Source organism: Schaalia radingae, assembly GCF_900106055.1.
GTDB lineage: Bacteria > Actinomycetota > Actinomycetes > Actinomycetales > Actinomycetaceae > Pauljensenia > Pauljensenia radingae_A.
Map to the genome: position 1 here is coordinate 2,327,841 of NZ_LT629792.1, position 20,896 is coordinate 2,348,736.

Below are 20,896 nucleotides of genomic sequence, written 5' to 3' on the forward strand. Positions count from 1 at the left end.
ATTGTTGAAAAGAACTGGAGAATTTGCAATGAAGCACCTACTCAGATCGGTCGCGCTCGCAGGGGCGTGTGCGCTTCTGGTCCCAGGAATGATGTATGCGACGCCGTCCCTCGCGGCACCCTCGTCTGAGGCACCTGAATGGGCATTCGGCCACGCCCAGACCTCGTCAACCAGTGATCCAACAAAACTCGATGTCTTGGGCGTGTGGGCGCACCCCGATGATGACGCGTCCTTCAGTGCACCGTGTGGCGTGTGGGGTGATCTTGCCGATGTACGCTGCGGCATTATGCTGACCACGCGCGGCGAGGGCGGCTCCAATTCAGTCGGCTCCGAAGCCGGGCCGGACCTGGGCCTGCGACGTGAAAACGAAGACCGTGCGGCGCACGTACGTGACGGCACAGTTGATGTGTACTTCCTTGACCGGGTGGACTTCTTCTACAACACGTCCGCGCCACTGACTCACCAGCTGTGGGACCATGACGAAACGTTACGCCGGGCCACACAGGTTGTGCGTGAGACCCGACCCGAAATCCTAGTGACATGGCCCGCCTCCTTCGACGCAGGTCACGGCAACCACCAGGCCGCCTCGATGTTGGCATGGGAGGTGGCGCAGGCAGCTGCTGATCCCAACCGTTTCCCTGAACAGCTCAGCGGACCCAACGCGGTTCAGCCCTGGCAGGTCAAGAAGGTCACCGAATACGTCTTTGACTTTGGCAACACCACCAAGCTGCCTGATCAGGCCAACTGTCTGGCTGGCTACGCCGGAATCGAGGGACGTCCCTACACCGTGGCTGGAACGTGGACAGGATACGAATCTGAGTACACGTGGGTGGAAGGCAACGTGCAGGGACAGCCTGCCGGAACACCCAAGACCTGGGCACAGGTTGGCAGTGAAAACGCCAAGGCTCACGCCACTCAGGCCCGCCTGATGGAAAAGACCGTTGTCGACAATCGATGCACACGCTTCCTGGTGGGTAGGTCGTGGGTACCGATGCAGGAAAACGGCACCGAAGGTGGCGGCGATGATCGTTCCATCCTCTTCGGCGCATCCCTGCCTGACCCCAGCGGCATGCCACTGGGCACACTGATGTATGGATCACCGGAAGCCCAGATGGTAGCTCCCGGTGAATCGGTCGACGTCACTGTCACGCTCGTGGCTGGCGAGCAGGCAATTCCGGCCGGCGCCTTGTCGATTGACGCCCCCGCGGGGTGGACCGTCAGCGACAAACAGGCAACAGGTGAACTGGCGTCCGGTGACTCAACCGATGTCACGTTCACTGTGACCGCCCCTGACTCCAGTGCCCTCGGCACGATGCGTCTTCCGATCCGTTTCGCCTCAGATTCTGCCGAAATGACGGGCTACAACGAAACCCATGTTGACGTGGTGGCCCCGGTCAACGGCCGCTTCACGCGTGCCGGCAACGCCGCCTACTACGATCAGTGGACCGCGGAATACAACGTCTTTGTCTACGGCCAGTCACCGGCGCGGCGCGCCATCGGTGCAGGTGAATCGATCACGGTTCCCGTGACCGTCACAAACCGTTCCAGTGAAGCGCAAAGTGGCACGGTGGAGCTGACGGTTCCGGAAGGATATGCGCTCAACCAGCCGTCACAATCATTCGATGCGGTCGCACCGGGTAAGACGGCGACGGTGGAGTTCATTCTCACTCACACTGATCCTGCTGCCGTCGGCAACACGATTGACGAGGTCACAGCCACCACAACCGCTGGAACATCGGTTTCGACCGAGAAGCTCGAACTGAATGTCGTGCCGACGACGGTGATCCCCAAGTTGGCGAAGGCCCCTGCTCTGAATGGTGACGCGTCAGCCTACGGCAGCACGCCGATCAGCGTTGCCACACGGTGGGAAGGCGAGGAGTGCTCCTCCGAGGCTGACTGCGGCGGCACGTCACAGGCATGGCTGGGATGGTACGACGATGCGCTGTACGCTCTGGTCGATGTGGTCGACGAGCAGGCCTCAGCGGCGGCAACACCTGACCGCTGCTTCGGTCACTGGTTGGTTGACTCCGTCGAATTCCTGCTCGACCCGCTCGCACCGTCCAACGACACGTCCACCACGTTCAAGCTCGGTGTTTTCCCATTCACTGACGACCCTGACGGCCGGAACGGCAACGGCGCGAACGGCCCATGCTGGTCGCGTGACGCTGACCATCATCAAGGATTCTCCACTGGACCTTTGGCGGAAACTATCGAGGGTGGCCTGAACGCTCCCGGCGTTGAAGTCAAGGCATTTGCCCCTCGTGACGATTCGGGTGCCTACACGGATGGACACTACAAGCTGGAAGTCAAACTGCCGTTGGCAAACCTGCCGGCAGCAATTGGCCCCACGTCCACTGCACCGACCGGAGATCAGGCCAGCAATGCTGTCAACCCGACCTACCTGGGCTTCAACATCACGCCGTACGATTCCGATACGCCTGACTTCGTTGGCCAGACCCGTCTGGCCTGGTCGGCTTTCGGATCTCAGCAGTCTGAGCCGTACCGGTGGGGTCACGCCTACCTGGACGGGTACGAGCCTCCGACGGACCGTTCCCATGAAGCTGGCGATCCCATCATTCCTGACAGCGCGCTGGACAGTATTGATTCACCTCAAACGGTGTTCCAGTCCGCTACACGAGGCGTGCCGATTGCAGGTCTGATGCCCGCCGCCGATGTCACCGTGGCTCCGAGTATCGATGCCGAGGCCATCCGCGTTCCGCTGTCGGGAACTCAGGCCGGCACGGCGCGCGCCTTCCTGTGGAAAGGGGATCCGTCCTTCATTCCGGTGTGGACGTCCAGCTGCGCGAACTCCGCGCACAACTTCGACGCATGTTCACCTGATGACGGGGCAGCGATGCCGTGGCAGCCGAATATGGGTGGCAGGCTCCTGGCCAGCGCTCAGGCCGACGTGGGGAGCACCGACATGACGATCGAGCTGACCGATGAGATTCGCGCAGCACTGGGTACCGACGTTCACCTGCTGGTGTCCTACCGCAACGGTGACACTGTCAACGCGTGGGCCTACCCGCTAGTGGCGAAGAAGGCCGGTGACACGCCCACACCCAAGCCGGATACCGACAAGAAGCCCGGCGATCAGGATGGGCAGCGTGGCGGCGACGCCGATCAAGGCGATCCGAACGCAGCCGGCCGACCAGGTGGCGTCGCACGAACCGGCGCGTCAGGTAGCGCACTCATCATGCTCGCAGCGTTCGGCGTGGCCGGAGCTGCAGGGCTGGCAGCATCGCGGCGGCGACACTAACGCTGATCGCGACGCATTTGAGCAAGGAGGTTGAAGCCGTTCGGCCCGTACCACACGTCGATATCTTCCGGGATGTCATGGAGTGCTTCGGGCCGAAGCGGCGTCAACGTGCCGTGCGACAGCATTTGCTCAAACTGAGTCAGTGATCGGATGGCGATCCCGGCAACACGTTCCGGATATTTGCGGGCAAAGTCCGCATAGATTTCCGGGTCGTGTTGCCCGTCGTCTCCCACCAGGAACCATCGAACGTTCGGAAGTTCAGTGACCAGGCGCTGCAGTTCGCGCCGTTTGTGTTCACGGCCCGAACGGAACCATGTATTGGCGGACGGCCCCCAGTCAGTCATCAGAAATGCTCCCTCAGGGAAGCCCATCCGCCCCAGGAAGTCCCGCATTGCGGGCAACACGTTCCACGCACCGGTCGACAGGTAGATGACGGGAGCGTGCGGCCGGTTAATCGCCTCAGCGTGCTGGTCACCTTCAGCCAGTTCGTTGAGCAGGCGCATCATTCCCGGCACCGACTGACGTGACGAAAAACGATCGACGAGGGCGTGCCGCAGCGCTATTGCCATACGTGGCAGCATCGACACCAGCACCGTGTCATCCAGGTCAGAGACGACCCCGACCCGCTCATTATCACCGATGATGCGGACTTTAACGGCGACGGGCTGGCCGGCACGAATTCTGCCCGAACGCTTCTCACGCTCAGGCGTGTCTTTCCTGTCGGGCTCACTTGCCGTCAAGACAAGATGCTCAATGTAGGACAGGTGGCCGCCAGCCGTTGAGGAAAGACTCTCCGGCACCAGCTGGTACAGTTCCTTACCCGCAGTGACGAACACCTGCTGGCCTGACGGCATGGTGGGGATGGCATTGATGCGCTGAAGAACTGCCCGTTGTTCGCGTGAAAGCTGAGTGCGCAGTCGGCGGTGCTCCGCAGTGGGCGTGACATCGGTGTGCGTATGTTCGTTACGCACGTGATGCAGAATCGGAGCGTCGCCCTCGACAATTCCCAGGTGTGCCACGTCGCCGGCGTGCAGAACCTGAATCCACGCGTCATGCCAGCCGGGCGCAAGTCCATGGTTGCTCAGTGTCAGGTCGATGTAGCCTTCCGCGTTTGCGAAGCAGATGACGCGCGCCTTTCCCACGGTGATCAGGGCGGGTTGGCGTGGCACCTGCGCGTCGAAGAACTGTCGCCAGCCGCGCCTTTCGGCCAGCCATCGACGCTGATCATCTGTGCGGCTCATGAGGGCGCGCGCCAAGATGCGCACCTGCGTTGCAGAGCCGTACCCTCCGAATCCGACGACGGAGGGATAGAAGCCGCCGAAGGCCAGTGCATGCGCCAAGCCGGTGGAGGCGAATTCGCTCACCGTATTCACTGCGCGCAACAAAGGCGCGAATGTGGCGCGGGCACCCTGGTTCTCGCGGCGGGCATCCCCTGTGTGCAGGCTGTCGGGTTGATCCCCTGTGTCCGGTTTAATCGTCGGATTCACCTTTCGTGTTGTGCTCACTGAGACGCGAATCAGCCTGCGAGGCGAGGGCGCGAACGGTTACCAGCGTACCAATGAGTTCCGCGGTTGCCCTCCGAACGACTGATTCGCCCACTCGTCCTTCGCGCACCGCGCGCACAATCGGAGCCGTGAAAGTGTCATCCGGGGAGGCCGGAGTGATCCAGTTGGTGCCTGCAGGCACCATCATGTCAACCGGGCACGTGTCGTAGGAGGTCCAATCGGTCATGATCATGCCGCGCCAGCCCCACTCGCCTCGGATAATCGTCTCCAGCAGTTCGGTATCTGCAGCGGTGTGACACCCGTTGACGCCGTTGTAACTGGTCATCAGCGTTGCGGCCGGGTGCACGCCGATCGCGACTTCGAAGGATTTCAAGTACAGTTCACGCAGCGCACGCTCCGGAATCAGCGACTGGTTGCGTTTGCGGGAGGCTTCAGCGTTGTTCGCCAGGAAGTGCTTGTAGCAGGCACCCACTCCCCCGCTTTCCAGGCCTTTCGCAAAATGCCCCGCCATCATGCCAGTCAGATACGGATCTTCCGAAAAGTATTCAGGGTGGCGCCCGCACAGGGGGTGGCGATGCAGATTCATGGCCGGTGCCAGGATCACGTCAATCCGGTTGGCGTGGGCTTCCTGGCCGATCACCCGACCGACTTCCTCAGCAAGATCCACGTCAAATGTGGAGGCGAGGACGACCGTCGTCGGCATCCCGATGTTCGGTTTCCTGATGTTGACACCGGAATTGCCGTCAGCCACTACGAATTCAGGCAGGTCAACGTCCGCGACGGTGGCCATGATGCCGGCAGCGCCTGTCCCTTCCATCCCCCAGTCGTCTCGCGAACACACCAGCAGGCGCACACACTGATCCACGTCGAGCTGTCTGGCCAGGTCAGCTGCCGTGGCGCGCCCTGCCACCACGTCGTCAAATGTGACTGGGGTGTCAGAAGGCAGGGCTTCCTCCAGTCCGTCACGCGAGGGGACATGGCGCACGGGGATAAAACCGGGAGTATCCCTGATTCCGCTGCGCGTGCCCTGAGGCCAGGTGTGGGACGGGTCGCGCCGTGAAAGCGCAGTGACCGGCTCAGGTGCGCGCATTACTGGGTGCCCGTGGGCAAGAACCCGGTCAGCGTCAAGACAGAACTGGCAGGTCTGGCCGGCATCGGCCGCGTCGTGTCCGACAAACAGGGTGTACTCACCTTCCGTCACGATCCAGCTGGACACCTCTTCATCCCACACACTCAGGCGGTCAGCGCCAACGTCCAGGCGCACGACATGTGATTCACCTGGCTCAAGGAGTGGCGTTTTCGCAAATGCCACGAGTTCACGTTCAGGTGTTTCGATCCGCTCATGTGGCTTGCGCACGTAGGCCTGGACGACGTCCCGGCCGGCACGCTCCCCCGTATTCGTCACTGTCACATCGATTTGCGCATGCGGGTGGCCCCCCTCGTCACTGTTGATCGTTGCCGAGGGCGTCAGGTCGAATGTGGTGTAGCTGAGTCCGTAGCCAAATGGGTAGGCCGGCTCGGCGTCGAATGTGGAATAGAAGCGGTAGCCCACATAGATGCCTTCTTCGTACGCCGTGTCGATCCATGTGCGGTGTTCGGCGTTGTAGCGCGTCTTTCCACCTGCACAGTCGTAGAAGTTGACGTCGGCGGGCAGGTCCGCGAGTGCCCGTGGCCACGAATCTGACAGGCGGCCAGAGGGGTTCACTGCGCCCGACAGGACGCGTTCGATGGCGGGGCCGGCCAGCATACCTCCCACTCCTGCAAGGATGAGCGCATCGACCGGGTAGGTGTCCATGAAGGACACGTCAATGGGGTACGGAGTGTTCAAGATGACGACGGTGCGGTCGAACAGGTCGCATACAGTGCGCACGAGCGTGTCCTCGGCGCTGTCAAGTCTGAATTCTGCCTCATCTGAGCTGTTGTCCGTGTTTTCTCCGCAGGGGCGGGTGAGCACGATAATGCCGGTGTCGGACAGTGCGCGGGCGCGATCACGCAGGTCACGTGGTGGCAGATCGTTGGTTCCGGTGCGGTAGAAACAGGCCAGTTCCTCGTTGAGAGTGAACGTGTCGGATGCTTCGATGGCATCACGCAGCCGCACCGTGTAACGCGGGTTGATCCTGCCTGCCCCGACGATGGCGGTGCGGAAGGCGTGCACGCCTGCTCCGAACAGGTTGAGTGTGCCCGAAGGCAGCGGCAACGTGTTGCGCCGGTTTTCCAGCAGGACGATTCCTTCTTCGGCGGCGCGCAGGGCGATGGCGTCGTGGTGTGCGAACGCTGGATCGGGGGCAGTGTCGGGCAGGGTGGTCAGCGTGAAGCTGGTCGGTTCCATCACCGTGCCGTTCAGGTCGCGAAATCCCCGGACCGTGACGCGGTGGCACGTTCCTCGCTGGGTGAGCACGCCGAATACTGTGATCCCCAGGTGGGTCACGCCCCGGATAGCCAGAACGTCAGCCAGCACGTACGGGGTTGGGGAGCCGTCCAGGAAAACATCGCCCGGATGTTCCTTGTCGATCTGCGTGCTGAATGCCAGTGAGACACAGCCTTGAAGGGAGCGGTCCAGCATGAACATCTGGCCGTCGGGATCATCGATATCGACGGTGATTCCCTCGGACGGAATGCGCAGCGTGGGTGCGGACGGTGTTGGAGTGACAGCCATGTCAGGTTCCTTTCACAGGTCAACAGGATCAACAGGATCAACAGGATCTGTCACCAGCTTATCCACGTGCGCTCATGGCGCACACTTTAATGTGGGTCACCCTCACTGTGAGAATCGTTGGAAGTGTGCTCGTCAGGCGTCTGCCCGTTGGAGGCTGGTTCTTGGGAGGCTGGCTCCTCGGGTGAGCTCGAGGCCGTGTCTGAGTCTGCGCCTTCGTCTTTTGGCGAGTCTGCGATCAGTGGTTCGGCTTCAGCGCGCAGCACGTCGCGACGCAACCTGGGCAGTCCGATCAGCATGACCGCGACCATCACCCAGCCAAAGGACACGGTAACGAGGAAGCCGCCGTGAGCGCCGGACGCATCGATCACGCGGCCACCCAGCGTCGCCCCCACCGACACACCGATATTCATTGCCGTGGACATCCACGTCAATCCCTCAGTGAGCTGTGAGGAGGCTACGACTTTCGACACAATCGCATTGACGTTCGTCATGGTCGGCGCGATTGCCAGTCCCGTCACGAGCATTGCCACGCCAAGGGCAAGCAGGGAGTGCGCCAGCAGGAATGTTGACACACCGATGGCGAGTGCCAAGATTCCGATGGCAAAGAGTTTCCACAGCGCAGTGGTCCAGTGGCGAGCACCGTAGAACAGTGCAGCCGTGAACGACCCCATTGCGAAGAAGCCGAGCAGCACACCGGCGAGTTCAGGGTGAGCGTGCTCTTCAGTGAAGGCCACCACTGCCACGTCGTTCGCACCGAACATGACGCCCGCACCGATGAAGGTGAGCACCAGGATGATGATGACAGGGTTGAGCAGGACGGTCGGCTGGCGCACGCCCTTGATTTTCGGAGTCGGGGTCGGCTCGCTGGCGCGCTGCGGAAAGAACCCGATTGAGCCGACGATGATGAAGAACACCGACAAAATCAGACCCGTCCCCGGATGGAGCGCTGTTCCCAGCAGCGTGGCAACGATCGGTCCGATGACAAAGACAACCTCGTCAACTGCAGCTTCAAATGCGTACGCGGTGGTGAGCTGTTTCGGCGTGCGCACCACTTTTGCCCAGCGGGCACGCACCAGTGCACCGGGGGAACCCCACGTTGCGCCGGACAGCCCGGCGAAGATGAACAACACCCACGAAGGGGCGTGCAGGACGGCGGCACCAAACAGTCCGATGGTCGCAAGTGCCGACACCACCAGGGACGGCACCATAATGACAGCCTGGCCGCGTTGATCGACCAGGCGGGCAAGTATCGGGGCGCAGATCGACAAGGAGACGACGGAGATTGCACTGACCGCGCCCGCAAGCGTGTAGTTGCCGTACATGCCTTTGACCAGCAGAATCGTTGAGATTCCCATCAATGACATGGGTGCGCGCAGCACCATACCAGCCAGTGAGAATTTCCATGCCCCTCGGATGCGCAGCAAATCAGCGTAATTCGAGAGCACGATTCACTATCCTAACCGTCTGCAGGCGGGTCAGCACCACCATTTTTGGCCAGATTCGTCACCCAGACGGGTATAGAATCACTGCTCTGCCGGCAAGTTTGCAGGCCGGGCCCGCCTCACCTTCATTCCAATCTTCCGGCAGCGTGCAGCAGCGCCGCATCAAGCCTTACGTGAGTGCTTCGCTCACCACGTCACGCGCAGCGTCCTGAACCTTCGCAAGGTGGTCATCGCCCTTGAACGATTCGGCGTAAATCTTGTACACATCCTCGGTTCCTGACGGGCGGGCAGCAAACCACGCGTAGTCAGTGGTCACCTTCAGGCCGCCGATTGCCGCATCGTTGCCCGGTGCGCGCACCAGTTTCGCGGTAATCGGGTCGCCCGCCAGCTCCGTTGCGCTCACATCGTCAGCAGCCAGGTTCTTCAGCTTGTCTTTCTGCTCCCGGTTCGCGGGCGCATCGACACGCGCGTACGACGAGGCGCCGAAGCGTTCCACCTGCTCAACGTGAATGTGCGAGGGCGACTTGCCTGTCACCGCCATGATTTCCGAGGCGAGCAACGCCAGGATGATGCCGTCCTTGTCGGTGGTCCACACGGTGCCGTCTTTACGCAGGAACGAAGCTCCGGCCGATTCCTCACCGCCGAAGCCCACTGACCCGTCCAACAGTCCGGGCACGAAGTACTTGAAGCCCACGGGTACCTCGATCAGCGTGCGATCCAGTGATTGGACAACACGGTCAATAAGGGAGGAGGACACCAGGGTCTTACCGATCGCTGTGGACTCTGACCATCCGGGGCGGTGCGTCAGCAGGTATTCGATGGCGACCGCCAGGTAGTGGTTCGGGTTCATCAGGCCGTCAGCGGTCACAATGCCGTGACGGTCTGAATCTGCATCATTGCCGGTGGCGATGTCGTAGGGGGTGTGCCCGTTGGCATCGGGCGTCATCTGATCACGCAGGGAAGCCATCGCGTAGGGAGATGAACAGTCCATGCGGATCTTGCCGTCCCAGTCCAGCGTCATGAACGACCAGGCCGGGTCGACTTTCGGGTTGACCACCGTCAGGTCCAGATCGTACTGTTCAGCGATTGCCGCCCAGTAGTCCACCGAGGCGCCACCCAGCGGGTCTGCTCCGATGCGGATCTTCGCTTCGCGGATTGCATCCATGTCGATGATCGTGTCGAGCTGGCGCACGTAGTTCGCCAGGAAGTCGAATGTGCCCACACATTCGTGGCTGTACAGGTCAGTGTCGAGGACGCGCGGGATGGAGCGCCATCCTTTTTCAAGGAGCTCGTTGGCTCGCTGCGCGATCCACGAGGTGGCATCCGTGTCAGCCGGGCCACCGTGAGGCGGGTTGTACTTGAAGCCACCGTCGCGCGGCGGATTGTGGGATGGGGTGATGACGATGCCGTCAGCCAGTCCGTCACCACTGGTGCGTAGATTTTCGGGCGCACCGTTCGCATTGAGCACGGCCAGGGACAACGCGGGGGTCGGCGTGTAGGAATGACGCTCGTCAACCTTGATCTGCACGCCTGCAGCGGCAAGCACCTCAACGGCGGTTTTCCATGCAGGCTCGGACAGCGCGTGAGTATCGCGCGCAATGAACAGCGGGCCGTTATATCCCTGGCTTTCGCGATACTCCACGATGGCCGCGGTGATCGCGACGATGTGCGCCTCATTGAATGCGCCATCGAGTGAGGATCCACGGTGCCCGGAAGTTCCGAACACGACGCGTTGGTCCGGATTGCTGACATCCGGCTCAATGTCGTAATACGCGGAAAGAAGTTCTTGAACGTCGATCAGGTCTTCTGGTAGGGCAACTGTGCCAGCTCTTTCATGCATGACTCCAGTGTGTCACTGATCGGTGCCACCTGTCGCCCTATTCCAGCTTTCGGCACGTGCCTACTTGGTTGCCGGATCATCTCCATCAGTGGGATTAATAGGCGTTTCCAGGGAGGATTCATCTGAATCAAGGTTCTCATCAGCAGCAACTGCTCCGCCTGCAGCATCGGTTGCATCAGCGGCGGTGGAGCCTGCCTCGTCAGTGTGTGCCGGCGGAACGACCGGCTTGGCTGCGGCAGCCTGCTCAGCCTGCTGGCGACGCGAATGGCGTGCCCACAGCAACGCGGCGATGGCGAGGACAACCAGCAGGAGGCCAATCAGAACGTACGGCAGTACAGTTGCGCCGGTGTTGGCCAAAGGTGACGACGCGTTGAACGTATTGATGACAGTAGGCATCTGAACTCCACTGAGACGGTAGGCTGAGTACTGATAACAACCACTCTACGACGAAAAGGCAATGACGCGATAGAGGCTCATCAGTGCCATTGGAGGTTAACGAAGACAATGGGTTGGATTGGTTCAGTTGAACACAATAACTGGCTATCGGCACAAATGCGCGCCCTCCTGGAAGAGGCGAAATGCACGATGGCATCCACCGGGTTTGCTCACCTGACCACGGAGGGGGACGCTGACACGACCCGACCAGTGGAGCTCGCGGTCACCTCGCGCATGACCTACGTGTACTCGTTGGGTGTCCTGATGGGAATCCCCGGTTGCCGTCGCTTCGCAGACCACGGGATCCACTGCCTGTCGACACATTTTGTGGATGAGGCTCAGGGCGGCTGGTTCACCGGCCTCACACACGACCTGGATGCTGAGGGCAACGCGGTCCCGTGGGAAGGCCCCTACGCCGACATGAAGTCGCAGTTCCACCACGCGTTCCTGATTCTGGCGGCTTCCGCGGCCACAGTCGCCAACAGGCCCGGCGCGCTTGAACTTCTCAACGCTGCGCTGCACGATCAGGAGCGGTTCTGGCTGGACAAGAACGGGTTGGTGCACGATTCGCTGACCGCTGACCATAAGCCGACCGACCGTCTGCATGCGATGGATTGCCTGCTGCACACCGCCGAGGCTTACCTTTCAGCGGCTGAGGCCACAACCGATCCACTGTGGATTGAACGCGCCGAAGTGATCGCGCAGTTCGTCAACGAGCAGGCGTCGTCTCACAACTGGCGCCTGCCCGAATACTACGACGCGCAATGGAAACCGCTGGATCATGTCCCCTCCGGTTTTGACGACGGTCGGCGCGTGTACACCGGCTACGTCATCGGCCACTCGATGCAGTGGGCGCGCCTGGCTGTCCATATTCGCGCCGCACTGCGCTCGATGGGTCGCCAGCAGCCGGATTACCTGTTCGAAATGGCACAGGAGCTTTTCCACCGCGCCCGCGTTGATGGATGGCGGCGCAACGGAAAGCCCGGTTTCGCACTGACCGTGTCCGCAGATGGCGAGCCTGTGGATACGCACCACCTGCAGTGGGTCGTGTGCGAAGGTGTGTGCGCTGCGCTGGCGATTCGCCGCGCAATGCTCGATGACGGTGTCAACCCTGCTGAGGTGGAGAGCTACGAGCACTGTCACCGTTCCTGGCTCGACTTCATCAACGACTACCTGATCTTGTCTCCTGGCAGGTGGATTCGCGCGCTGGATGAGAACAACGAACCGGCTTCCGAGCCGATCGCCTCACGCCTGGATGTGTACCACGCAATCCAGACATTGTTGATGTCACGCGTGCCGCTGTGGCCGCCGTTTGCCTCGGCAATTTCGCGCGGTCTTCTGGATCATCCGGAGGAAGCACCTACGGATCGGCGTTCGTGGAACATTTTCAAGCATCGCTGGTAGGCCAGTTCGACTATCGCGCGCGGCGCGTGATGCGGGTGGGTCACCCTCGTTCGTCATCATCATTGACGAGGGGACCAGCGCGTTAGTGGTGCCGTGGTGTTGACATCGTTACGTGTTTCACTGCTGTTTCAGATTTTCATCTGCGCGCCCGAACAGGTACACTAGGCGGGCTGGGAGGGCTGACCGAGCGGCCGAAGGTGACGGTCTTGAAAACCGTTGTGTCAGCAATGGCACCAGGGGTTCGAATCCCTTGCCCTCCGCGGGATTTCCCGAAAATGGCGCTTCACCTCGGTGATCACTGTTTTCGGGATTTTTTCCAGCTACGTGCCGCCGCGCCGGGAAGTTTGCCCGGATCGTGAGTCTGCGTATTTGTGGCACGGGCGCAAGCCCGGTAGACTCAAGCGGTACTTGGAGACGTCGCATAGTCCGGTCGAGTGCGCCTCCCTGCTAAGGAGGTAGGGGTTCACGCCCCTCGCGGGTTCAAATCCCGCCGTCTCCGCAAATGCCCCGCTGTTTCGTTGGAACGGCGGGGTTTTTCGTTGGCATGACAGGGTTTCGCTGTAGCTCGTGCCTACGCGTGTGACTGCAAATTACGCCCGGTTTCGGGCCACCTTGAAGGCTTTTTTAGACACACAGTAGTCACAGGCTGAAGCTTGCAGTCGAGGTTGGAGCCGCTGGTCGAGACAGCCGGAGGGCTCCCGATCAGCCACTCAAGGTAGCCTGATGGTTTGCGATCAACCGGTCAAGGTAGAGATCAACCGGTCAAAGTAGCCGGAGGGCTGGCGATCAACCGGTCGAGGTAAGAGAGACCTCGCTAAGAGTCTCATCATGTGAGAACCGCATGATGGTGCCAAAAAGTCGGGGTCTTCCTTCTACACGAGACGTGCATTCAGCGCTCTTACCTTGACCCGTTGACTCAAAAGCCCCTCATCGACCTTGACCCGTTGACGGCACACTCGATCGGAGAGCGATGGTTCGACCACCTGCCGCGCTTCTCCCCACTTGTTTTCACGAGCTGAAACTAGATCCGCAAGAGATTGTTACTCGCACATTGGGACAGACTCCCACGGACTTTTGCCTCAGAGGCAATCAATCATCCGGTGGTGAACCTCGATGGAGTCAAGCGGACGTAAATTGCTCGACCTCCTCAACTGAAACTCACGAGAGTTAATCGACTTTGACCTGCCTCCTTGCGTTGGGCAGGTCGCATGCGGCATCGAACATCCAACAGCTCCCGTATCACGCGACATACGGGAAACAACTCTTCGAGATGACAAACCAATAAGGTAGCAACCTTCGGCAAACACTGATACCGCGCACGGAGCGAGAACTCTCCCCAAGATTCAGCGACGTTGGCACGCTCATCACCGCGATGGCTTTTGTATGTATGACGAAATGCGATCTTTGAAGGCCACGTTCCACGCTCTGGGTTCGCTGCAAGTTCTGTTGTAACGACAGGCATTCGGTCGCGCCACAAATATCTGAGTCTAAGTTAACCAGCCAATTTTTTGCGTTCTCTCACCAGGCGGTTTTCGATGATCCGGTCGAGGTCTTCTTGAATGGTGACCGGTTTGAATCCGCCTGTGTTTTCTTCCGAAACATCGGTGTTGCCCTCGCTGGGCGCGGTTGAATCAGACATGGTCTGTTCCTTTCTTCCCGTTTATGGCTCGTCAGCCTTGTTGGTCCAGCCAATGGTCTCCGGGCTGTTTACGGAGCGCCACAAGGGTGGGCATAACAAAACCCCGCACCAACACCGATGCGGGGCAAAAATTAAAACAAGAGGCGCTTAGGGCTTACCTTCAGATTTCAAACGACGATACTCCCTGGTCAAATCTGAAGTATCGAAAGGCAGACCACGATCTAGGCATTCAGAAACCCTATTCCCTACCCAGTCCTTCTCAGGGCCCGGCCGAGGAATACAAATACCCATTTCTTCCTCTTCAGCTTTGATTTCAGCATCCGTCATTTGACGCGGGTTATTCCATTGGAATGTGCAAGGATCCTGCAAAGGAGACGCGTATTTTCTTATCATTACTGCTCACCTCCAAGATACTTTACAAGAACAACCTTCTTGTCGCCCTCATCCACAATCCTATTCAATTTCGGTTTACCACCGCGTATGATCAGGATCTCTTCCTCGCTGAGAATAACGGAGAACTTGCTGATAGCGGCGGCGTTGGTTCCTTTCGGGAGAAGTAGCCGAATCAGGAACCGTGGCTTACTCCCGACTTGCACGCCGCCGGGCTTCAACGAAGCCGCGATATACCCTTTGTGATCGTGAATCTCGCCAATCTTTTGATAAAGCTCTTCCATATCGTGAGCACCAAATGTTGCGAAAGGTGCCATGCGGTCAACTGTCATGGCGCGTGTTGCAGGGGGCGCCAAGGCACCCCGAGCATCATGAAATACGGCGCAAAAATGCCGTAATAGGTAATATTGCGGCATGTCCATGCGTGAGATGCGCACCAAGCTGGCCGAACTCGCCGCTTACCAAAACGGCATGTTCACAGCCGCGCAAGCCACGTGCCTAGGCGCCACTGGCAACCGACTCGCTCGCGGAGTCAGGTTGGGCAGACTGGAGAGAATTGCATCAGGCGTCTATAAATTCGCCGGCACACCACCCATCGTGTATGAGGACACCTACGCCGCATGGCTCGCAGCTATACCCGCAGTCGAAGCATGGAAGCGCGAAAACACGCTCTACCCAAACGAAGCCGTCGTCGCAGCCCAAAGCGCCCTCGAACTCCACGGACTCACCTACTACGCCTACCCTAAAACTTGCCTTGTCACAACCCACCGGCACCGTACCCGCGCCCGCCATATCTACTACCGTCAACGTAACATCGCACACCTGAACATCGAGCGCATTGACGGGATGCCCGTTATGACACTCGAAGACGCACTAGCCGACATGTATTCGCTCGTCCCCGACGCCGACAATCTTGGAACTGCGATCGACATGCTCGCTGAGATGGGCAAAGCCACCGCCCCTGCGCTTCTCCGACAAGCATTCGCGCGGCATCCTAGAACCACGTTGCCAAAAGGACTCGACTTGTAAGTGGACATGTACCCCGCGTAACTGCATTCGCCCAAAAACTGGCTACACCCTTACGCTTTGCAACGAGTCCGGCAGTGCAAATACCAGGTTCCGATGCCTGTTCATTTCTAATCTCGTGAACATGTTCCTCCAATCACTATGGGAGTGCGGGTTGCGGGGCATAAAAAACCACCCAACCTGAAGGGGGGGTGGCGTAGTCGAGCGATCAAGTGATATAATCGAGGCGTTAGGCGTTCAGTGTGACACTGTAGGGTGACATGTTGAACGCCTATCGTACTTTCATGAGCCTTTCTGTCCCGGTAAGGACATAAACGCTTCCTCTGCCAAATCGTTTTGACCGCGTGAGTATGTCGATGAGAGAAGCATCGTCCATTTGGTCATTTTCGTGGTTATCAAATATGACACGCCGGCAATCGCTCTTCGTTCTCAGTGAACGCAAGTGGGATTCAATCGTGTTCGCGGAACCCGCTTTAAGTAAGGTTTTTAGCTCGATACCGCCAGCAAGATCAGATAATCCAACAGTTACTGTTTCATTTCCACGTCGAATATGCAGTTCGTCCTCGATGAAGTGACACTGAACGCCACATAGCCTTAATCGTTGGGCTGTTCGTAGCTCATGCGGACGTTCTTTAAGAATCTCCTGCTCGACCCCCGGTGACGCGAACGTGATTTCTGGTAGCTCACCGGTGTTGAGCCAGTGCCGATCACGCCAACGCATCTCAGCAAGCTCGATACTGCATTTCCACGACTCATAGTCACGAAGCTCCTCACCGCCCCTGGCGGCCAGCGTCTTCTTATACGCGTCGTACCGTTCGCGCGTCGTCATAGGCGCAACAGTGTCCGCGCACGCTTTATACCGCGCATACAAGCCGTCAGGATCATATCCGGCTAAAGTCTGTTTTCCCCACGATGGAACGATCCTGCAATCACAATCCGAGTGATACTGCATTTCCCGTCCAGCCGTTTTCTCACTGGTATACGCGAACCCTCTCGACGCGAGCATCAGGCAGAACTCGCACGTCTCGCCCCTCGGTACCCTCGCCCATCTCGGGCTGGTCGGATCCAGGCGCATGTTCCGCTGAGTCGTCAGGCGCGCAGCTGAATGAATCATGTCGGCTACAAGCTGCTGCGCAGTATCTACATTCGTAATGTCGGGAAGCAGATCCCAAATCGTCATCCCCGAGTGCACCTCGCCACTAATAACCTGCTTGTAGGTCAGGCCATTAAAGTCGGTGTTTGAGAAGCCGCCTTGAACCTGCCGCAGAGCCCGCCTCAGGTCGATCAGATTGTCGTGCTCGAATGCAGGCAGGTCAACGCCTGCTTTTTCCCACACGGTTCGCACAGCGTCGTAATACTCATTAGCTGCCTGTGACGCTACGGATGTGTAGTCCTTGATCACTTCTAGCGTGTCATCAGCGTTGCCGGCAACCTCCTCGACGAGGCCGCACGCGTACTCTGTGATCGCGTCGAGGTCCTGCTGGTAGTTTGCCCAGAGCCGGTCGAGTTCCTGCTGTAAATTACTGGGAATCTCCAACTGGACCTCCCTGCTCTATCTATTTTTCTTCCAAATCCGTTGCTTCCGATTCAGGCATACGCAAACTCACCGGAACCGCCCCTGTAAACTCGACGCCATCCAGACCCAAGCTTGTTGCCGCCGATTCTGGGGAGACTCCTGCACGGATCGCGACCCCTAGAGCGTCGAACTTTGCTTTTAACGGGCTCTTCACGAACGAGGGTGTAGCGCGGGTCTAAACCCTCCGGCTTCGAGCAGCGACCGAGCGATGTAGTGGGTGAGGTTGCGGAAGCCGAGGGCGGAGCCGCGGAGGTGTTCGAGTCGCCCGTTGATGGCCTCGGTGGGGCCGTTGCTGGTGCCGGGGCGGTCGAAGAATGCGAGGATGTCGCCCGCCCGCTGCTTCATGGTCCGGCCGAGCTTGCGGACCTCGACGAGCGCCGCGGGAACGCCGCTGCTGATCGCAGCGATCACCTCCTGCATCATCGCCTTCGCTTTCTTCTTGTCGGGCTCCCGGTAGGCCGCGACGATGCGCTGGTAGATGCCCCAGGTCGCCTCGACCTCGACGTGCTCCTCGCTCGCGAACACTGCGTCCAGGCGTGCCCGCTGCCGGTCGGTGAGCAGGCTCGCCCCGGTGTGCAGGGTGCGGCGGGCTTTGTAGAGCGGGTCGCCCTTGAGCCCGCGGTGCCCGGTGGTGTCTTGCTGGACCCGACGCCGGCAGACATCCAGCGCGTCGCCGGCGAGGCGGACCACGTGGAACGGGTCCATGACGGGGACGGCGTCGGGGAGTTCCTCGGCGGCAGCGGTCTTGAACCCGGCGAAGCCGTCCATCGCGACCACCTCGATCCGCTTCGCCCAGTCCGCAGGGCGGGCGGCGAGCCACTGCTTGAACACCACCTTGGAGCGGCCCTCGACCATGTCCAGCAGCCTCGCCGGCCCGGTCTTGTTCCTCGCGGGCGTGAGGTCGATGATCACGGTGACGTACTTGTCGCCCAGCCTCGTGTGTCGCCAGACGTGCTCGTCGACACCGATCGTGGTGACCCCGTCGAACCGGGCGGGGTCGTCGATCAGGCGCCGCTTGCCTTCCGCGAGGACGGCGGCGTTCGCGGCACTCCAGGACACCCCGAGACCTGCGGCGACGCGGGTGACGGTGAGGTGGTCGATGACGATGCCCCGCAGCGCCCACTCCAGGCCGCCGCGGGAGATCTTCGCACGCGGCGCCGCTGCCCGCGTCATGTCCTGCCGCCACGTGCGCCGGCAGTGTCCGCACCGGTACCGGCGCACCCGCACCAGCAGGGTCGTCGGCCGGTGCCCGAACGGCTCGTGCGCCAGTCGACGCGTGACCGTGTCCCGCGGCACGCCCTCGACACCGCACTTCCGACACCACGGGTCGTCCTCGACGACGCGGCATTCGATCGTGGCCCGATCCGGCTCGATCAGCTGGCCGACGGCGACGAGGCCGAGCTCGTCGAGGCGGCAGAACGTGGTCAGGTCAGGGGTCGCGAAAGTAGGGTGGAGCACGTCGAGGTCTTTCGGGATGGCGAGCGTGAAGAACTTCCATCATCCGGGAGACCTCGACCCCTACCCGGCCACCGACGCGCTCAACCGACTACACCCTCGTTCGTGAAGAGCCACTTTCGTGTTAGATATCCAAATTTTAGTGTTAGCTTGATTTTTTGTGTCTTGTAAATTTGCAGATAAGTCAGGTATAATCGACGGAGATCTGGGTTCTTGTGTGTGTAGAATCCGGATTCAATCCAGAAAGGGGAAAATTGTGATTCTTGATAGACCTCGGCATAGATTGTTTCTTGCCGGCAGCCTAAGTTTATTTTTAGCCTTGAGTGCTACTTTCCCCGCTTCTGCTGCTGAGGGCGCGCAGTCGACCGTAGTTAATACTGTAGAAAGCGGCGAAGATCCGGCAGTTAACAATCTGCACGAAACCAAAAATTATGTTAATTCAGACCTCTCGGTTCTTCCTGATAACGTGAATTGGGATGGTAGCCGTAAAGGAGTACCCGATACTAATACTTTTGATGAGGCTGTTAAACTGCCAAACACTGCTACCCCATACAGTGTTGTAGATATGCAAAAGTTTCCAGGTGTAGATGAGCCTCTTATTTCAAATGCTGAAGAGTTTGGCTGGGATTTAAATATGGGTGCGATCAGTATTTCCAAGGAGGGGAAAGCCTTTACTGAGGGCACCGGTGAATCGGGAATTATTAATCCGGAAAATAAGCAAAATATATTTTGGTTCGGAAAATACCGTGAAACTCCAGAACCAGAAATTAAGAAAGACGAGAAAACAAACTCGATTGCTGAGCGGGCATGGGCTCCCTGGATTGAGGCCAACCCAGGCTATTTTGAAGGAGCTAAGCTATCAATTGCCACCGGTGAGCACTGCAAGGCAATCAAGCAACCATTTGAAACTCAGACGTTTTGGGAAAAATGTGATAGTCCTGAGGCTGATAAGAGCACAAAGCAAGTCTTTGAAGATTACAGCGCAGGGAAAATCGGCATACATACGATGTTGGCTCGTGCAGATTTGAAGAATGGTACGCACCTTATATTTTCTTTTGATCGTATAGTTTATCCTCGGTTTAATTCCGGGGTTAAACAGGCAGTTGATGTCACCCCTGGAAGTGAAATAGTTATTACTCCGTCTTGGGTGTCCAATGGAAAAGAGGGTGGTACTGACCAGCTGCAGTTGCGAATTTATGACGCTACTGGAAAGCAGATGTCTGATTTCCCAGACTGGAACACAGATCGCCCGGTAATGCTTTACGAAGGTGATACCAATAGGCCAGAAGTTGGAACTCAAGGTTTCGTTTGGAAAGTCCCGGAAGGGGTAACCCGAATTTTCACCAGCTTCCGCCAGGCAGATGAAACTAAGGATCATACTGCTCTTGCAGAGAAGAGTGCGGTTGCTCTTACCGGCTTTACTGGTGCAACTGTCACCACCGGATCGCATCTCACTATGTCCAGCGCGGCTAGCAATGATGCCTCGAAGCAGTTTGTAAATAAGCCTTTCGATTTCTCCTTGGAGATTGTAAATAACGGCTTTGCGGCGACTGCAAATGGAGAGTTTTCTGCGACTCTACCTAAAGGCGTTACTGCAAAGGCGGTATCTGTGCTAGCGGGAGATAAAGAAGTACCGGGAACGATTCAAGATGGGAAAATTACTGTTCCCCTAGAACAAATTGAAGTTAGGCAAAAAGTAGTTATTAAACTGCATGGCTTAGTTCTTCCTGATACTAAAAAGTGGAATCTGGAAAATCCGCAACTGGCATACAATACCTTCGCATTAAACGGAGGTTACACCGCTGCTGCTGAGTTCCAAGATCGGTTCCATATTGTGCATCCTTATGAGATTTCGTTGATGGCAAACGAGGTGTCTAGTGCAACCTCGTCAACGGATTCCAAGCCCGTCAAGAAGAAAGCCGCGGTTAAGGGAGCCTTAGCGCGAACTGGCGCCATGTCAACAGAAATTATGGCGTTAGCTACGATCTTCAGTCTAGCTGGGATTACGTTACTTTTCGTTCGTCGTGAATACGAAAAATAACGTTTAAGGTAAGGGCTCTGGGTGTTATTCCAGAGCCCTTACCTATGTCCGACAGATGGGCATTAGCCCCAGATTCGCCAACTAGTGAAACTCCCTACAAGCCAAGGACTATCCCGATGTAAAACCATATTTATTCAGGTAGGACTTAAGTGGCTCTTCACGAACGAGGGTGTAGTCGGTTGAGCGCGTCGGTGGCCGGGTAGGGGTCGAGGTCTCCCGGATGATGGA

General features: G+C 58.7%; 14 protein-coding genes and 2 tRNA genes. 6 read left to right on the forward strand and 10 right to left on the reverse strand.

From position 1 onward, the window contains the following. Positions 1-28: 28 nt before the first annotated feature. Complete coding sequence (locus BLT69_RS10285) at positions 29-3,259, forward strand: PIG-L family deacetylase (protein WP_070725434.1); 3,231 nt, start codon at positions 29-31, stop codon at positions 3,257-3,259. On the opposite strand, the gene BLT69_RS11145 is transcribed toward BLT69_RS10285, so the two are convergent. The 5 genes from BLT69_RS11145 to BLT69_RS10310 form a co-directional block, all read right to left on the reverse strand. Continuing rightward, on the reverse strand, positions 3,256-4,746 hold the full coding sequence (locus BLT69_RS11145; protein ID WP_070725432.1) for an App1 family protein phosphatidate phosphatase: 1,491 nt from the start codon (positions 4,744-4,746) through the stop codon (positions 3,256-3,258). The two genes, BLT69_RS10285 and BLT69_RS11145, sit on opposite strands and share 4 nt — an antisense overlap. Continuing rightward, positions 4,730-7,420, reverse strand: a complete 2,691-nt coding sequence (locus tag BLT69_RS10295) for a beta-glucosidase (protein ID WP_070725430.1) — start codon at positions 7,418-7,420, stop codon at positions 4,730-4,732. Before BLT69_RS10295 ends, BLT69_RS11145 begins: the two co-directional genes overlap by 17 nt. An 86-nt stretch (positions 7,421-7,506) precedes the next feature. Further along, positions 7,507-8,865 carry an MFS transporter gene (locus BLT69_RS10300; protein WP_070725428.1) on the reverse strand — a complete coding sequence of 453 codons (1,359 nt, stop codon included), beginning with the start codon at positions 8,863-8,865 and terminating at the stop codon, positions 7,507-7,509. A 166-nt stretch (positions 8,866-9,031) separates the two neighbouring features. Further along, positions 9,032-10,702 (reverse strand): phosphoglucomutase (alpha-D-glucose-1,6-bisphosphate-dependent), encoded by a 1,671-nt coding sequence (pgm, locus tag BLT69_RS10305; RefSeq protein ID WP_058237549.1) that lies wholly within the window; start codon positions 10,700-10,702, stop codon positions 9,032-9,034. Positions 10,703-10,762: 60 nt separating this feature from the next. Continuing rightward, a complete protein-coding gene (locus tag BLT69_RS10310) occupies positions 10,763-11,098 on the reverse strand; it encodes a hypothetical protein (protein ID WP_092648989.1) in 336 nt (111 codons plus the stop codon). Between the two features lie 108 nt (positions 11,099-11,206). Here BLT69_RS10310 and BLT69_RS10315 point away from each other — a divergent pair, with 108 nt between their 5' ends. The 3 genes from BLT69_RS10315 (at position 11,207) to BLT69_RS10325 (ending at position 13,040) form a co-directional block, all read left to right on the forward strand. Continuing rightward, positions 11,207-12,541: an AGE family epimerase/isomerase gene (locus tag BLT69_RS10315; protein ID WP_058237551.1), complete on the forward strand. Its 1,335-nt coding sequence runs from the start codon at positions 11,207-11,209 to the stop codon at positions 12,539-12,541. Positions 12,542-12,714: 173 nt separating this feature from the next. Then, positions 12,715-12,801: transfer RNA gene (locus tag BLT69_RS10320), tRNA-Ser, on the forward strand. Between the two features lie 150 nt (positions 12,802-12,951). Continuing rightward, positions 12,952-13,040 (forward strand) — tRNA-Ser (locus tag BLT69_RS10325). Positions 13,041-14,033: 993 nt separating this feature from the next. Here the strand turns inward: BLT69_RS10325 and BLT69_RS10880 are convergent. The 3 genes from BLT69_RS10880 to BLT69_RS10330 form a co-directional block, all read right to left on the reverse strand. Next, entirely contained in the window at positions 14,034-14,180 is a 147-nt protein-coding gene (locus tag BLT69_RS10880; protein WP_157843526.1) for a hypothetical protein, read from the reverse strand. 147 nt (positions 14,181-14,327) lie between these two features. Beyond that, a complete protein-coding gene (locus BLT69_RS10885) occupies positions 14,328-14,507 on the reverse strand; it encodes a hypothetical protein (RefSeq protein ID WP_157886413.1) in 180 nt (59 codons plus the stop codon). Positions 14,508-14,572: 65 nt separating this feature from the next. Further along, positions 14,573-14,887, reverse strand: a complete 315-nt coding sequence (locus BLT69_RS10330) for an ADP-ribosyltransferase (protein ID WP_058237552.1) — start codon at positions 14,885-14,887, stop codon at positions 14,573-14,575. A 97-nt stretch (positions 14,888-14,984) separates the two neighbouring features. Between BLT69_RS10330 and BLT69_RS10335 the strand changes: the two genes are divergently transcribed. Continuing rightward, positions 14,985-15,599 carry a type IV toxin-antitoxin system AbiEi family antitoxin domain-containing protein gene (locus tag BLT69_RS10335; protein ID WP_157886414.1) on the forward strand — a complete coding sequence of 205 codons (615 nt, stop codon included), beginning with the start codon at positions 14,985-14,987 and terminating at the stop codon, positions 15,597-15,599. Between the two features lie 268 nt (positions 15,600-15,867). Here BLT69_RS10335 and BLT69_RS10340 read toward each other — a convergent pair whose 3' ends face one another. Together BLT69_RS10340 and BLT69_RS10345 are read right to left on the reverse strand one after the other, a co-directional pair. Further along, on the reverse strand, positions 15,868-17,133 hold the full coding sequence (locus BLT69_RS10340; RefSeq protein ID WP_058237554.1) for a VG15 protein: 1,266 nt from the start codon (positions 17,131-17,133) through the stop codon (positions 15,868-15,870). Positions 17,134-17,322: 189 nt separating this feature from the next. After that, complete coding sequence (locus tag BLT69_RS10345; RefSeq protein ID WP_092648991.1) at positions 17,323-18,630, reverse strand: ISL3 family transposase; 1,308 nt, start codon at positions 18,628-18,630, stop codon at positions 17,323-17,325. Positions 18,631-18,883: 253 nt separating this feature from the next. On the opposite strand from BLT69_RS10345, the gene BLT69_RS10350 reads away from it, so the two are divergent. Next, entirely contained in the window at positions 18,884-20,668 is a 1,785-nt protein-coding gene (locus BLT69_RS10350) for a hypothetical protein (protein ID WP_157886415.1), read from the forward strand. The last annotated feature ends 228 nt before the right edge of the window (positions 20,669-20,896 follow it).